Raw genomic sequence first — 13,221 nt, forward strand, 5'->3', positions numbered from 1 at the left:
CCAGCGGCCGGAGAAGGGCCTTATTTCTGCTCAATAAAGCGACACGCGCAAGCGGTCATTGCATGAGTGAAGCAGAGCAAATACCGTCGCTGTAGAGTTACTTGACATAACTATAACCTTCAACTAGAGGGTTAAGGTCCAAGGATTCACGTTGGACTCGATCAGTTTCGCAATAGGACACAAGCAAGGGGCACGAAACGTGGCAGCACCGCAGAATTACTTGGCCGTCATCAAGGTCGTCGGCATCGGCGGCGGTGGCGTGAATGCAGTCAACCGGATGATCGAAGTGGGCCTTCGCGGGGTCGAGTTCATCGCCATCAACACTGACGCGCAGGCGCTGCTCATGAGCGATGCCGACGTCAAGCTTGACGTTGGACGCGAACTCACCCGCGGCCTCGGCGCAGGTGCCAACCCGGAGGTTGGCAAGCAGGCTGCCGAGGATCACGCCGACGAGATTGAAGAGGTCCTTCGCGGCGCAGACATGGTCTTCGTCACGGCGGGCGAAGGCGGTGGGACCGGCACTGGCGGCGCCCCCGTGGTCGCCCGCATCGCCCGCTCGCTTGGCGCCCTGACCATCGGCGTTGTCACCCGTCCGTTCACCTTCGAAGGCCGGCGTCGTGCAGGTTCCGCCGAGGCCGGCATCGATGCATTGCGCGACGAAGTCGACACCTTGATCGTGATCCCCAACGACCGGCTCCTCTCCATCAGCGACCGCAACGTCTCCGTCCTGGACGCCTTCCGCTCAGCTGACCAGGTGCTCCTCTCGGGTGTCCAGGGCATCACTGACCTCATCACCACTCCCGGCCTGATCAACCTCGACTTCGCCGATGTGAAGTCCGTGATGCAGGGTGCGGGATCGGCCCTCATGGGCATTGGCTCCGCCCGCGGCGAAGACCGGGCAGTCAAGGCAGCGGAGCTTGCCATTGCCTCCCCGCTCCTGGAGGCCTCCATCGATGGTGCCCACGGTGTCCTGCTGTCCATCCAGGGTGGCTCGGACCTTGGTCTCTTCGAAATCAACGAGGCCGCCCGGTTGGTCCAGGAAGTGGCCCACCCGGAAGCGAACATCATCTTCGGTGCCGTGATCGACGACGCCCTGGGCGACGAAGCCCGGGTCACCGTCATTGCTGCCGGCTTCGACGACGTGAAGGCTACGTCGCCGTCCATGGACCAGTCGCGGCCCGCGCAGAACCCGGTGCAGGCCGACCGTCCGGCTGCACCTTCGGCGGCCCCGGCCAGCGCGGCAGCACCGCAGCACGCCACAGCCGGAGTTGGTGCTGCGAGCCTCAGCAACTGGGGGCAGCAGCGTCCCGCGGCCCTGCCTGCGGACTCGGGCTTCGATGTGGACCTTCCGGCCGTCGTCGAACCGGACCTGTCCGGCAACCGTTCGGACGACCTCGACGTGCCCGACTTCCTTAAGTAAGCACCGGGAGTCAACGCCAGGTGTTTTGGTGGCGCAAAGAAGTACGTCCCGGTGTCTCCGTCGCCTTCACGGACATGGGTGCCGGGAACCTGGCGCTCCATGTAGGGGATGATCCGGGAGAAGTGGAAGAGCGTCGGATCCGCTTGGAGGCAACAGCCAACCCGGGTGGACCGCGCTTCCAGTACATGAACCAGGTACACGGTAACCACGTCGCCGTGGTTTCCAGTTATGGTCCCGGCCCCACGGCCGACGCCATGGTATCGGTAGCCGGGACCGGGCCGGCACAGCCTTTGGCGGTCATGGTTGCCGACTGCGTACCGGTCGTCCTCGTGGGTGAATCGGACTCGCACGATCCCGTGCTTGCTGTTGCCCACGCGGGACGACCTGGAGTTGCCGCGGCGGTTGTGCCTGCCACCGTCGAGCACATGCGCCGTAACGGTGCCCGCGCCATCGAAGCCTGGCTGGGGCCGTCGATTTGTGGGAAATGCTACGAAGTCCCGGAGGACCTCCGCGCCGAGGTTGGGCGGCTTGCGCCGGCAAGCTGGTCGGAAACGTCCTGGGGGACCCCTGCCCTGGACCTTCCTGCTGCTGTCCGGGCGCAATTGGCGGACCTCGGAGTGGTGGTCAGGTATTCAGGCGGGTGCACTTTGGAGAACGAGGCCCTTTTCTCATACCGGCGGGATTCCCGAACCGGTCGATTCGCAGGTTTGGTGTGGACCCATGACAAGCTTTGAACCCGCCGCCGCTGTTCCACCTTCCGCGCCTGACGACCGCAGTTTGGTCCTCGCCCGGCGCCTGGAGTCGGTGGCGCAACGGATTGATGCAGCCACCGCCGCAGCCGGACGCACAGACCGGCCTCGGTTGATTGTGGTCACCAAGTTCCACCCGGCGGCGGATGTCCGGAGGCTGGCGGCGCTCGGCGTCCGGGATGTTGGCGAGAACCGGGACCAGGAGGCTTCTGCCAAGGCCGCGGAGTTGACTGACCTGGACCTTGACTGGCACTTCATTGGCCAACTCCAAAGCAACAAAGCCAAGTCGGTGGCCAAGTACGCAAGCTCTGTCCAGTCCATTGACCGGATCCAGTTGGTGTCCGCCCTCGAAAAAGCGGTTGCCAGGGAGCGGGACGCTACTGGTCGGGCTGCCCTTGAGTGCTTTATCCAAGTCAGCCTTGAGGACGACGCCGGAGCCCACCGTGGTGGCGCGCGTCCAGGCGATGTAGATGCCATAGCGGAAGCCATTGGCCAGTCTGCTGGACTAAGGCTCGCCGGCCTCATGGCCGTCGCGCCCCTGGGGGCGGAACCCGAACCGGCCTTCGAAAGGCTGGCAGCAATCTCGGCCCAGTTAAGGGTCCAGCATCCGGACGCGGCAGCGATCTCGGCGGGGATGAGCCAGGATCTTGAATCCGCCATCAAATTCGGAGCGACACACCTGAGAATAGGCTCCGATATTCTCGGTTCACGTCCAGCCGTGGGGTAGCGTCAAAGTATTGGAATGACGGGCCGGGGTTCCAACTACGTCAGGTCATGGCGGCCCGCCTACTGCAGAAACGATAGGAGTGCACCATGGCTGGCGCTCTGCGCAAGACAATGATCTATCTTGGGCTCGCCGACGGCGATGAACACTACGAATCTGAGCAGGCCGTTGCGCACCACGAAGAAGAACGCCCCCAGCCGCAGGAACGGGAAGAGCGCCGAGCTCCTGCCCCGGTCCGGGAAGTTGTCCGTGAAATGCCCACAGTTGACGCCGAAGAGGAATACCGCGCACCCGTGACACCCATCAAGCGTGCGGCCTCCAGCCGCGAAGATGCCTCCGGCTTGAGGCAAATCACCACAGTCCATCCCCGTTCCTACAATGACGCCAAGCTCATTGGTGAGAGTTTCAGGGACGGCATCCCCGTCATCATGAACGTCACTGATATGGGGGAGGCGGACGCCAAGCGGCTGGTCGACTTTTCCGCCGGCCTGGTGTTTGGCCTGCATGGCAGCATCGAGCGGGTCACAAACAAGGTGTTCCTCCTCTCGCCGTCGTATGTGGAAGTCATCGGCGATGACAAGAAGGCCAGCGAATCGCAGGCAAGCTTCTTCAACCAGAGCTGAGAACGATCTTTATTTTTAGATGCCAGGCGGGTCATCCCGCCTGGCATCTGTGTTGCAATAGTAGGGACCGATCGGCATTCCGGAACAAGTGGGAGATCTGAGCTAACTCGTGGGCATTGTTTTCGGCCTTATCTATATTGTGTTGTTGCTGTTTTTCATTGCTCTGATCATCAGGTTGATCTTTGAATGGGTGCAGATGTTTGCCCGCCAGTGGCGCCCCCGTGGTGTGGCTTTGGTAACAGCGCATGTGGTGTATTCAGTGACGGACCCGCCACTGAGGCGCTTGAGGAGGCTCATACCTCCCTTGCAACTGGGCGGAATCTCACTGGACTTGGGGTTCCTGATCCTGATAATCGCCGTTAGCATCGCCATGGCGGTGACCAACGGCCTCGCCTAGCAGCAAGCGGAGCCGGATGTCCTAATGGACGAGGCCCGGGAATTCGCCAAATCAACACGATGGTGTTGAATTGGAGGAACAAGATGATATTTAGGTACCGTAGTTTTGAACGGCCGGAAGGCCTACTGACTAACTAGACCAACGAGGTGACCAGATGGCTTTGACGCCAGAAGACGTTGTCAACAAGCGCTTTCAGCCGACTAAGTTCCGCGAAGGCTACGACCAGGACGAGGTGGACGACTTCCTCGATGAGATCGTGGTTGAACTGCGTCGCCTGAACCAGGAGAACGACGAGCTCCGCAAGAAGCTCGGCGAAGCTGGTTCGGCCACGCCTGCGGCAACTGCAGCGGCCCCGGTCGTCGAGAAGGTTCCGGCTCCGGCCAAGGCGGACAAGGAAGCAGAAGCGAAGGCTGAGGCGGAAGCCAAGGCTGCCGAAGCCGCCAAGAAGAAGGAAGCAGAGCAGGCTGCCGCCGCTGCGGCCGCTGAAGCTGCCAAGGCCCCGGCTCCTGCCGCCAACACCCACACGGCCTCGGCCGAGTCTGCTGCAGGCCTGCTGGCCATGGCACAGCAGATGCACGACAAGCACGTGGCTGACGGTGCCCAGCAGAAGGACAAAATCATTGCCGAGGCCCAGATCGAGGCCTCCAGCTTGGTCAACGATGCACAGGAAAAGTCCCGCAAGATCCTCGGTGCCCTCGAGCAACAGCGCTCTGTCCTTGAGCGCAAGGTTGAGCAGCTCCGTGGCTTCGAGCGCGACTACCGTTCCCGCCTGAAGGCCTACATCGAGGGCCAGTTGCGCGACCTCGACGCCCGTGGTTCCGTTGCCGCCCCTGAGGTTGGCGAAGCAACCGCTGACGTTTAGCAAGTATTCTGAAAGCCGGTGGCTGAGGACTCCTCGGCCACCGGCTTTTGCTGTTAAGGCCTTGGCAGCTCCCGCATGGTTCACGAATGAAAGCCTTATGACCGACGACATCACTGACGGCGCATCGCAGCCGGCTCCTCCTGTCCAGCGCAAGTGGCGCCCCGCCATGCTCTGGCTCTTTGCGGGCTTTGCAGCGTTTGCCTACACCTTTGACCAGCTCACCAAGCTCTGGGTCACCAGCACCATGACCGAGGGCGAGCGGATTCCCGTGCTTCCGCCCCTCCTGCACTGGTACTACATCAGGAACTCTGGCGCCGCCTTCTCCATTGGCGAGAATGTCACCTGGATCTTCACGATCGTCATGGCCGCGGTTTCCGTGGCCATCCTGTTCCAGCTGCGCAAGCTGGGTTCTGCGTGGTGGGCGCTGTCCCTCGGACTGCTCCTTGGTGGCGCGTTGGGGAACCTCACCGACCGCCTCTTCCGTGAACCGTCTTTCGCCATGGGGCACGTGGTGGACTTCATCCAGCTGCCGAATTTTGCGATCTTCAACATTGCCGACTCCGCGGTGGTCTCCGGCGTCGTGATTATCTGCCTCCTGACCTTGCGGGGCATCGGCATGGATGGCAAGCGGCACGTTGCCGAGCCAAAGCCCGCCAAAGGCGGGACGGGGGAGCCTGCCGGTGAGTGACTCGGTAGTTGTGCCGGAAGAACTGGCTGGCGCCAGGGCGGACGCCGGCCTGGCAAGGTTGTTGGATATTTCCCGTTCCGCCGCCGCTCTCCTGATTGCCGAAGGACATGTCACCAGTGGCGGAACGGCGCTGGGCAAGTCCGCCAAGCTGGTTGCCGGCGCTGTGCTGGATGTAGTGGTTCCGGAGCGTCGGGATCCCCTGGAAGTGGTGGAGGAAGTTGTGGAAGGCCTGAAGATCCTGCTGGATGACGAGGATTTCGTCGTCATCGACAAGCCGGTGGGGGTTGCTGCGCACCCCTCACCCGGGTGGGTGGGCCCCACAGTGGTAGGGGGACTGGCCGGCGCCGGCTACCGGATTTCCACGTCCGGGGCACCGGAGCGGGCGGGCATCGTTCACAGGCTCGACGTCGGTACTTCCGGCGTCATGGTCGTCGCCAAGACAGAGCACGCTTATACGCTGCTGAAGCGGGCCTTCAAGGAACGCACCGTGGACAAGGTCTATCACGCCGTTGTCCAGGGCCTCCCGGATCCACTGGAGGGCACCATCGATGCTCCGATCGGCCGGCACCCTGGGCACGACTGGCGTTTTGCCGTGGTGGAGGACGGCCGGCCCTCCGTGACCCACTATGAGGTGCTCGAAGCGTTCGGCAAAGCCACGCTGGTGGAAGTCCACCTGGAAACGGGCCGAACCCACCAGATCCGCGTGCACTTTTCCGCCCTCCGGCATCCTTGCGCGGGCGACCTCACCTACGGAGCAGATCCGCGGCTGGCTGCCACCCTTGGCCTGACCAGGCAATGGCTGCACGCCCGCCAATTGGGCTTCACGCACCCCCGTACAGGGGAATGGACAGTGGTTACCAGCGACTATCCCGCGGACCTGCAGTACGCTCTGGATCTTCTGGCCAGCGGCGCTGCCTGAGCATACGGCTTCCGGCCCGGTCCGGCCCCACCTCCCGGTGTCGTCCGCGCGTGGACGGTAGACTGTCCGGGTGAGTTCCAGCAATGATTCGTTCGTCCACCTGCACACCCATACCGAATACTCCATGCTGGACGGAGCAGCCCGGCTGGGTGAGCTGTTCGATGAAACGGAACGGTTGGGCATGCCTGCCCTGGCGACGACGGACCACGGCTACCTCTTCGGGGCCTTCGATTTTTGGCGCAAAGCCACGGACAAGGGCATTAAGCCGATCATCGGCGTTGAAGCCTATGTGACGCCGGGAACGGCGCGCGGGGACAAGGAACGTGTCCGTTGGGGCGAGGAGAGCCAGCGCAAGGACGATGTCTCCGGTGGTGGCTCCTATACGCACATGACCCTGCTGAGCTACAACAACGTGGGCATGCGGAACCTGTTCCGGGCTTCCTCCATTGCCTCATTGGACTCCGTGTTCGGCAAGTGGCCGCGGCTGGACCGCGAACTCCTGAACACCTATTCCGAAGGACTCATTGCCACGACGGGCTGCCCGTCGGGTGAGGTCCAGACCCGGCTGCGCCTGGGCCAGTACCGTGAAGCGGTTGAGGCCGCCGCGGAATTCCGTGACATCTTCGGGGCCGAGAACTACTTCTGCGAGCTGATGGACCATGGCCTGGACATCGAGCGGCGGGTCACCGGGGACCTCCTCCGCCTGGCCAAGGAACTGAAGCTGCCGCTGGTTGCCACCAACGACCTTCACTACACCCACGAGCACGATGCCAAAGCCCACGAGGCACTGCTCGCCATCCAGTCGGGTTCCACGCTCCTTGAGCCCACGTACGACAACGGCGGCTCCAGGTTCGCCTTTTCCGGGAGCGGCTACTACCTGAAGTCGCCGCAGGAAATGCGCGAGCTCTTCCGCGACCACCCCGATGCGTGCGACAACACTCTCCTGATCGCCGAGCGTTGCGAGGTGTCCTTCAACACGGACGCCAACTTCATGCCGCGGTTCCCCTGCCCGCCGGGCGAAGACGAGACGTCCTGGCTGGTGAAGGAAGTGGACAAGGGCCTTGCTTACCGTTACCCGCAGGGCATACCGGACAACGTCCGCAAGCAGGCCGACTACGAGCTCGAAGTCATTACGTCCATGGGCTTCCCGGGATACTTCCTGGTGGTTGCCGACTTCATCAACTGGGCCAAGAACAACGGAATCCGCGTGGGTCCCGGCCGTGGTTCGGGCGCCGGTTCCATGGTGGCCTACGCCATGCGTATTACGGACCTTGACCCGCTGCGGCACGGCCTGATCTTCGAACGGTTCCTCAACCCTGACCGCGTGTCCATGCCCGACTTCGACGTCGACTTCGATGATCGGCGCCGTTCGGAAGTCATCGATTATGTGACCAGGAAGTACGGCGACGAGCGCGTGGCCATGATCGTCACGTACGGCACTATCAAGACCAAGCAGGCGTTGAAGGACTCTTCGCGCGTGCTCGGCTACCCCTTCAGCATGGGTGAGCAATTGACCAAGGCGCTTCCGCCTGCCGTCATGGCCAAGGACATCCCGCTGGCCGACATCCAGAACCCTGAGGCGAAGCGCTACGGTGAAGCGGGCGACTTCCGCCAGCTCGTCGCCAGCGATCCCGAGGCCGCCAAGGTCTTCGAAACGGCCTTGGGTATCGAAGGCTTGAAGCGTCAGTGGGGCGTACACGCAGCCGGCGTCATCATGTCCTCGGACCCGATCATCGACGTGATCCCCATCATGCGCCGTTTCCAGGACGGCCAGGTCATTACCCAGTTCGACTATCCGACGTCCGAAGGCCTTGGCCTTATCAAGATGGACTTCCTGGGTCTTCGAAACCTGACGATCATTTCGGATGCCCTCGAGAACATCAAGATGAACCGGGACATCGACCTCGACCTCGAAAACCTCGAACTCGATGACGCGGCGTCCTACGAGCTCCTGGCGCGCGGCGACACCTTGGGCGTGTTCCAGCTCGACGGCGGTCCCATGCGGTCGCTGCTCAAGCTGATGAAGCCTGACAACTTCGAAGACATTTCCGCCGTGCTCGCGCTCTATCGGCCCGGTCCCATGGGCGCCAATGCCCACACGGACTATGCGTTGCGCAAGAACGGCATCCAGGATGTCATCCCCATCCACCCGGAACTGGAGGAGCCGCTGCAAGACATCCTCGGTGGTACCTTCGGCCTGATTGTCTACCAGGAGCAGGTCATGGCGGTGGCCCAGAAACTGGCAGGCTACTCCCTGGGCCAAGCAGACATCCTGCGCCGTGCCATGGGCAAGAAGAAGAAGTCCGAACTGGACAAGCAGTTCGCCGGCTTCTCGCAAGGCATGCAGGACAACGGCTATTCGCAGGAGGCCGTCAAGACTCTTTGGGACATCCTCCTTCCCTTCTCGGACTACGCCTTCAACAAGGCCCACTCGGCCGCATACGGTGTCATCTCCTACTGGACGGCGTACCTGAAGGCCCATTACGCGCCCGAGTACATGGCCGCCCTGTTGACCTCCGTGGGTGATGACAAGGACAAGTCGGCCATCTACCTCAACGAATGCCGCCGCATGGGCATCACGGTGCTGCCGCCGGATGTCAACGAGTCGTCGCTGAACTTCACCCCAGTGGGCCAGGACATCCGCTTCGGAATGGGCGCCATCCGCAACGTGGGCGTCAACGTCGTGGACGCCATGGTTTCGGCCCGGGCCACGGAGGGTGCGTACACCTCGTTCAAGGACTTCCTGATGAAGGTCCCCGCGATTGTGTGCAACAAGCGGACCATTGAATCCCTGATCAAAGCCGGGGCGTTCGACTCCCTCGGACACCACCGTCGCGCCCTGGCGATGATCCATGAAGAGGCCATCGACTCCGTCATCACGCTCAAACGCAACGAAGCGATCGGCCAATTCGACCTTTTTGCCGGGTTCGAGGACCAGGAGCCGGAAGCTTCGCTCAGCACGGAGATACCGGATCTTCCAGAATGGGAGAAGAAGGACAAACTCTCCTTTGAACGCGACATGCTGGGACTTTACGTTTCGGACCACCCGTTGCAGGGCCTGGAAGGCGTTCTCAGCCAGCACGCGGAAATGTCCATTACGTCGATCATCGCCGAGGACGGACCGCACGACGGCGCCATTGTCACCATCGCGGGCATGATCACCTCACTCAGTCGGCGCATTGCCAAAGCCAGTGGCAACGCGTACGCCCGGGCAGAAATCGAGGACCTTGGCGGCTCGATGGAAGTGATGTTCTTCGGGCAGGTCTACGGGCCCATCGCTTCGGTGCTGGCCGAGGACCTGATCGTAGTGGTCAAGGGAAGGCTGCAGCGCCGTGATGACGGTGCGGTCACACTGAACTGCATGGAACTCTCCGTGCCGGACCTCAGCGAGAGCGTCAACGGACCCGTGGTCATCACCATTCCGACGTTCAAGGCTACGGAGACGGTGGTGACGGACCTGCGCGATGTCCTCAGGACCCACAGGGGGAACTCGGAAGTCAGGCTCAAACTGATGGGCGACACCAAGGTGGAAGTCATGGGACTCCCGGTCCACATGAGGGTCAACCCCAGCCCATCCCTTTTTGGGGACCTGAAGGTCCTCCTGGGGCCGGCCTGCCTGGACAACTAGGCATGGCCGGGGCCTAGATTTCGTAGTCCAGGGGGGCTGGCTTGCTGTAGCTGCCACTGTGGTAAAGCAGGGGAGTGCCGTCATCGCCCACCTGGCCGTCCACCACCTCCACAACCACCACTGCGTTGTTCTCGAAGGAGAGCCGCATCTGGATCTTTCCCACAAGCCATCCCGTGACGTCCTTCAGGATGGGGACTTCGTGGGGACCTGGTTCCCAGTGGTCGCCTTCGAACCGGTCCCGGGTGCGGGCGAAGCGGTCGGCCAGGGCTTGGTTTTCCAGGCCCAGCATATGGACGCCGATGTAATTGGCGTTTGCCACTGCCGGCCATGAGCTGGAGCTTCGGGCCATGTTGAACGTGAAGCGCGGCGGTTCGGCAGACAACGACGCCACGGAAGTGGCCGTGAAGCCGAAGGGCCTTCCGTCGAGATTTGCCGTAATAATGGCCACTCCGGCGGCGTGGCGGCGGAACATTTCCCTGAAGGTCTGTTCGAAACCGGGTGTTGCACTTCCCACGTTGGTCTTGTCTCCTGCGCTGGTGCTGGGCGGGCATCTCCCATCAGGGTATTCCCCGGAGGGGCCGTGGTGTCCTTTTTCATGAGCCAGCATGAACCTTTGTTAATGTGAGTTGCATGACCGAGCCCGCAGTCCATGTTCCTGCTGACACAGAAGCAGCCCCCACTCGCCGCCCAATGCAGTCCAAGGAGTTGCTGTGGCTTGCTGTTCCCGGACTCTCGGGCCTTGTTCTGGGCCTCCTGTGGTGGGTACTGGCTCCGGGTGGGTTGAACATCTTGTCCGGCAATCCCGCGTTGGCCAATCCCTCGAATCCCGATTCCTGGCTGCCAAGGGACCTCGTCCTTGCCGCCCTGATGCTTATCGCGGGCTGCGTTGTGGGACTGGTGCTGGATGGCAAATTGAAGGGGAACGGGGCTGGCAGACGCCTGGGCTTCGCCTTGGCGGGAGGTGCGATCGGCGCTGGCCTGTCATGGTTGGCAGGACTTCTTGCCGCAATGCTCTGGGGCATGGCGCCGGATCCTGCCCTTGGCCCTGAGTACGGCTTCACCCTCCGTTCGTATGCGGTCCTCCTGTTGTGGCCCGGAGCCACCGCTTTCATGACGTTCGTCCTGGCCTTGTTCGGGGTTCTTTCCGGGAAGCCCGTAAAATAGGCAGGTGACCACTCCTTCGGATACTGCTTCCCCCGCCACTGATTCTTTGAACTTCCGCACCATCGACTTCCGCGGCCGCCGGCTCTCGCTTGCGGAGTTGCGGGCCGCCGTTCCGCGGGCGCAGCATCAGACGTTGGCAGACGCGGAGCGCAAGGTCCTGGACATCATCGCGGATGTGCGCGGCCGCGGCTTCGCCGCACTGGGAGATCTCGCACGGAATTTCGACGGCGTTGAGCAGTCGCACCCGCGGGTTCCGGCAGAGGCCATTGCCAAGGCCCTGGCGGAGCTTGATCCCGCTGTCCGCGCTGCCTTGGAAGAGTCCATCAACCGTGCCCGCCAGTTTGCCGAGCGCCAGCGGCCGGCCAACGTGGACGTGAGCCTCGCCGATGGCGCGGTGGTCAGCCAGAACTGGATTCCGGTGGGCAGGGTGGGGCTCTATGTGCCGGGCGGGTTGGCCCCGCTGGCCTCGTCGGTGATCATGAACGTCGTCCCGGCGGTGGCTGCAGGCGTGCAGTCGATTGCCTTGGCTTCGCCGCCCCAGAAGGACTTCGGCGGCCTCCCGCACCCCACCATCCTGGCTGCTGCATCTCTGCTCGGCATTGAGGAGGTGTACGCAATCGGTGGCGCCCAAGCAATAGTTTCGTTTGCCTACGGTATCCCGGGTGATGGTGCGGAGCAGCCGATTGAGCCCGTCGACGTGGTGACCGGTCCTGGAAACATCTTCGTGGCCACCGCCAAGCGCCTGGTCAAGGGTGTGGTGGGCATCGATTCCGAAGCCGGCACCACCGAAATTGCGATCCTTGCCGATTCCAGTGCCCAGGCGCCGCTCGTGGCGGCCGACCTCCTGAGCCAGGCCGAGCATGATCCCAAAGCAGCGTCCGTATTGGTGACCGATTCCCCGGAGCTGGCGGACGCCGTCGTGTTTGAACTGGGCCGTCAGGCAGCAGCGACCAAGCACAGTGCGCGGGTGTTCGAGGCTCTTTCGGGGCCGCAGTCCGGTGTGGTGTTGGTTGATGACCTGGAACAGGGAATCGCCGTGTGCAACGCGTACGCGGCGGAACACCTGGAAATCATGACGGCGGATGCGTCCGCTGTTGCGGGACGGATCCGTAACGCCGGCGCCATCTTCGTGGGCGACTACAGCCCTGTGAGCCTGGGGGACTACTGCGCAGGCTCCAACCACGTGCTGCCCACGAGTGGCACCGCCGCTTTCTCCTCGGGGCTCAACGTGACGACCTTCCTGCGGGCTGTGCAGGTTGTCAACTACGACCGCTCGGCCTTGGAGCAGGTCAGCAAGCACATCGTCAGCCTGTCCGGCGCAGAGGATCTCCCGGGGCACGGTGACGCGGTAAAGATCCGCTTCGCCTAAGGCTCCAACCACTACATATACGGGTGGCTACCACTACATGTAGTAGTTACACGCTTGTCATTAGGGTGCACCCGAACGTAAACTGGTGCCGGAAGTGAAACTTCCGGCACCTTTGCGTTCCCGCGCGCTGCGGGTGCCAGGCAACGGAAACCATCAGGGAGGCCCAACGTGTATTGTCCGTTCTGCCGGAATCCTGATTCCCGAGTAGTGGACAGCCGCATGGCTGACGACGGTTCATCGATCCGCCGCAGGCGCCAATGCCCGGAGTGCGGCCGGCGCTTCACCACAGTGGAAACCACCAGTCTGTCCGTGATCAAGCGTTCGGGTGTCGGTGAACCGTTCAGCCGCATCAAGGTGATCAGCGGTGTCCGGAAGGCCTGCCAAGGGCGCCCTGTCACCGAGGATGACCTCGCCATGCTGGCGCAGGAGGTCGAAGAGAACATCCGCTCGTCGGGTGCGGCTGAGATCGATGCCCACGAGGTTGGCCTGGCTATCCTGGGACCGCTGCGCAAGCTGGACGAAGTGGCCTACCTCAGGTTCGCCAGCGTGTACCAGGCCTTCGAATCACTGGAAGATTTCGAATCGGCCATCTCCTTGCTTCGCCATGAAGCCGAGGCACACGCGAAGTCCTCCGCCAAAGGCACGAAAGGCTCCGCGAAGAGCCAACTCTGACTCCGG

13 protein-coding genes are annotated in these 13,221 nt (G+C 62.6%); 12 read left to right on the plus strand and 1 reads right to left on the minus strand.

Going from position 1 to position 13,221, the window contains the following annotated elements; all coding sequences use genetic code 11:
- The first annotated feature begins 199 nt into the window (after nt 1-199).
- The 9 genes from ftsZ (at nt 200) to dnaE (ending at nt 10,010) form a co-directional block, all read left to right on the plus strand.
- Entirely contained in the window at nt 200-1,420 is a 1,221-nt protein-coding gene (ftsZ, locus tag ACIPV6_RS14975; RefSeq protein ID WP_400271631.1) for a cell division protein FtsZ, read from the plus strand.
- Nucleotides 1,421-1,440: 20 nt separating this feature from the next.
- Nucleotides 1,441-2,154 carry a polyphenol oxidase family protein gene (locus ACIPV6_RS14980; protein WP_400271632.1) on the plus strand — a complete coding sequence of 238 codons (714 nt, stop codon included), beginning with the start codon at nt 1,441-1,443 and terminating at the stop codon, nt 2,152-2,154.
- On the plus strand, nt 2,141-2,896 hold the full coding sequence (locus ACIPV6_RS14985) for a YggS family pyridoxal phosphate-dependent enzyme (protein ID WP_400271633.1): 756 nt from the start codon (nt 2,141-2,143) through the stop codon (nt 2,894-2,896). The genes ACIPV6_RS14980 and ACIPV6_RS14985 overlap by 14 nt, the downstream gene beginning before the upstream one ends.
- An 86-nt stretch (nt 2,897-2,982) precedes the next feature.
- On the plus strand, nt 2,983-3,516 hold the full coding sequence (locus tag ACIPV6_RS14990; protein WP_397322879.1) for a cell division protein SepF: 534 nt from the start codon (nt 2,983-2,985) through the stop codon (nt 3,514-3,516).
- 109 nt (nt 3,517-3,625) lie between these two features.
- Entirely contained in the window at nt 3,626-3,913 is a 288-nt protein-coding gene (locus ACIPV6_RS14995; protein WP_400271634.1) for a YggT family protein, read from the plus strand.
- A 154-nt stretch (nt 3,914-4,067) separates the two neighbouring features.
- Nucleotides 4,068-4,775, plus strand: a complete 708-nt coding sequence (locus tag ACIPV6_RS15000) for a DivIVA domain-containing protein (RefSeq protein ID WP_400271635.1) — start codon at nt 4,068-4,070, stop codon at nt 4,773-4,775.
- Between the two features lie 97 nt (nt 4,776-4,872).
- Nucleotides 4,873-5,463 (plus strand): signal peptidase II, encoded by a 591-nt coding sequence (lspA, locus tag ACIPV6_RS15005; RefSeq protein ID WP_400271636.1) that lies wholly within the window; start codon nt 4,873-4,875, stop codon nt 5,461-5,463.
- On the plus strand, nt 5,456-6,382 hold the full coding sequence (locus ACIPV6_RS15010) for an RluA family pseudouridine synthase (RefSeq protein ID WP_400271637.1): 927 nt from the start codon (nt 5,456-5,458) through the stop codon (nt 6,380-6,382). The genes lspA and ACIPV6_RS15010 overlap by 8 nt, the downstream gene beginning before the upstream one ends.
- Nucleotides 6,383-6,452: 70 nt before the next feature.
- On the plus strand, nt 6,453-10,010 hold the full coding sequence (gene dnaE / locus ACIPV6_RS15015; protein ID WP_400271638.1) for a DNA polymerase III subunit alpha: 3,558 nt from the start codon (nt 6,453-6,455) through the stop codon (nt 10,008-10,010).
- 13 nt (nt 10,011-10,023) lie between these two features.
- Here dnaE and ACIPV6_RS15020 read toward each other — a convergent pair whose 3' ends face one another.
- Nucleotides 10,024-10,482: a flavin reductase family protein gene (locus ACIPV6_RS15020; RefSeq protein ID WP_397322962.1), complete on the minus strand. Its 459-nt coding sequence runs from the start codon at nt 10,480-10,482 to the stop codon at nt 10,024-10,026.
- Between the two features lie 158 nt (nt 10,483-10,640).
- On the opposite strand from ACIPV6_RS15020, the gene ACIPV6_RS15025 reads away from it, so the two are divergent.
- The 3 genes from ACIPV6_RS15025 (at nt 10,641) to nrdR (ending at nt 13,215) form a co-directional block, all read left to right on the plus strand.
- Entirely contained in the window at nt 10,641-11,174 is a 534-nt protein-coding gene (locus ACIPV6_RS15025; RefSeq protein WP_400271639.1) for a hypothetical protein, read from the plus strand.
- Between the two features lie 4 nt (nt 11,175-11,178).
- A complete protein-coding gene (gene hisD, locus ACIPV6_RS15030) occupies nt 11,179-12,543 on the plus strand; it encodes a histidinol dehydrogenase (RefSeq protein ID WP_400271640.1) in 1,365 nt (454 codons plus the stop codon).
- 168 nt (nt 12,544-12,711) lie between these two features.
- A complete protein-coding gene (gene nrdR / locus ACIPV6_RS15035) occupies nt 12,712-13,215 on the plus strand; it encodes a transcriptional regulator NrdR (RefSeq protein ID WP_400271641.1) in 504 nt (167 codons plus the stop codon).
- The last annotated feature ends 6 nt before the right edge of the window (nt 13,216-13,221 follow it).

The organism is Paenarthrobacter sp. NPDC089988, from assembly GCF_044748465.1.
Classification (GTDB): domain Bacteria; phylum Actinomycetota; class Actinomycetes; order Actinomycetales; family Micrococcaceae; genus Arthrobacter.

Coding starts and splice junctions, on each gene's coding strand:
- ACIPV6_RS14985 (WP_400271633.1), top strand. CDS start 2,141: ATGACAAGCTTTGAACCCGCCGCCGCTGTTCCACCTTCCGCGCCTGAC.
- ACIPV6_RS14990 (WP_397322879.1), top strand. CDS start 2,983: ATGGCTGGCGCTCTGCGCAAGACAATGATCTATCTTGGGCTCGCCGAC.
- ACIPV6_RS15000 (WP_400271635.1), top strand. CDS start 4,068: ATGGCTTTGACGCCAGAAGACGTTGTCAACAAGCGCTTTCAGCCGACT.
- lspA (WP_400271636.1), top strand. CDS start 4,873: ATGACCGACGACATCACTGACGGCGCATCGCAGCCGGCTCCTCCTGTC.
- ACIPV6_RS15020 (WP_397322962.1), bottom strand. CDS start 10,482: ATGTTCCGCCGCCACGCCGCCGGAGTGGCCATTATTACGGCAAATCTC.
- ACIPV6_RS15025 (WP_400271639.1), top strand. CDS start 10,641: ATGACCGAGCCCGCAGTCCATGTTCCTGCTGACACAGAAGCAGCCCCC.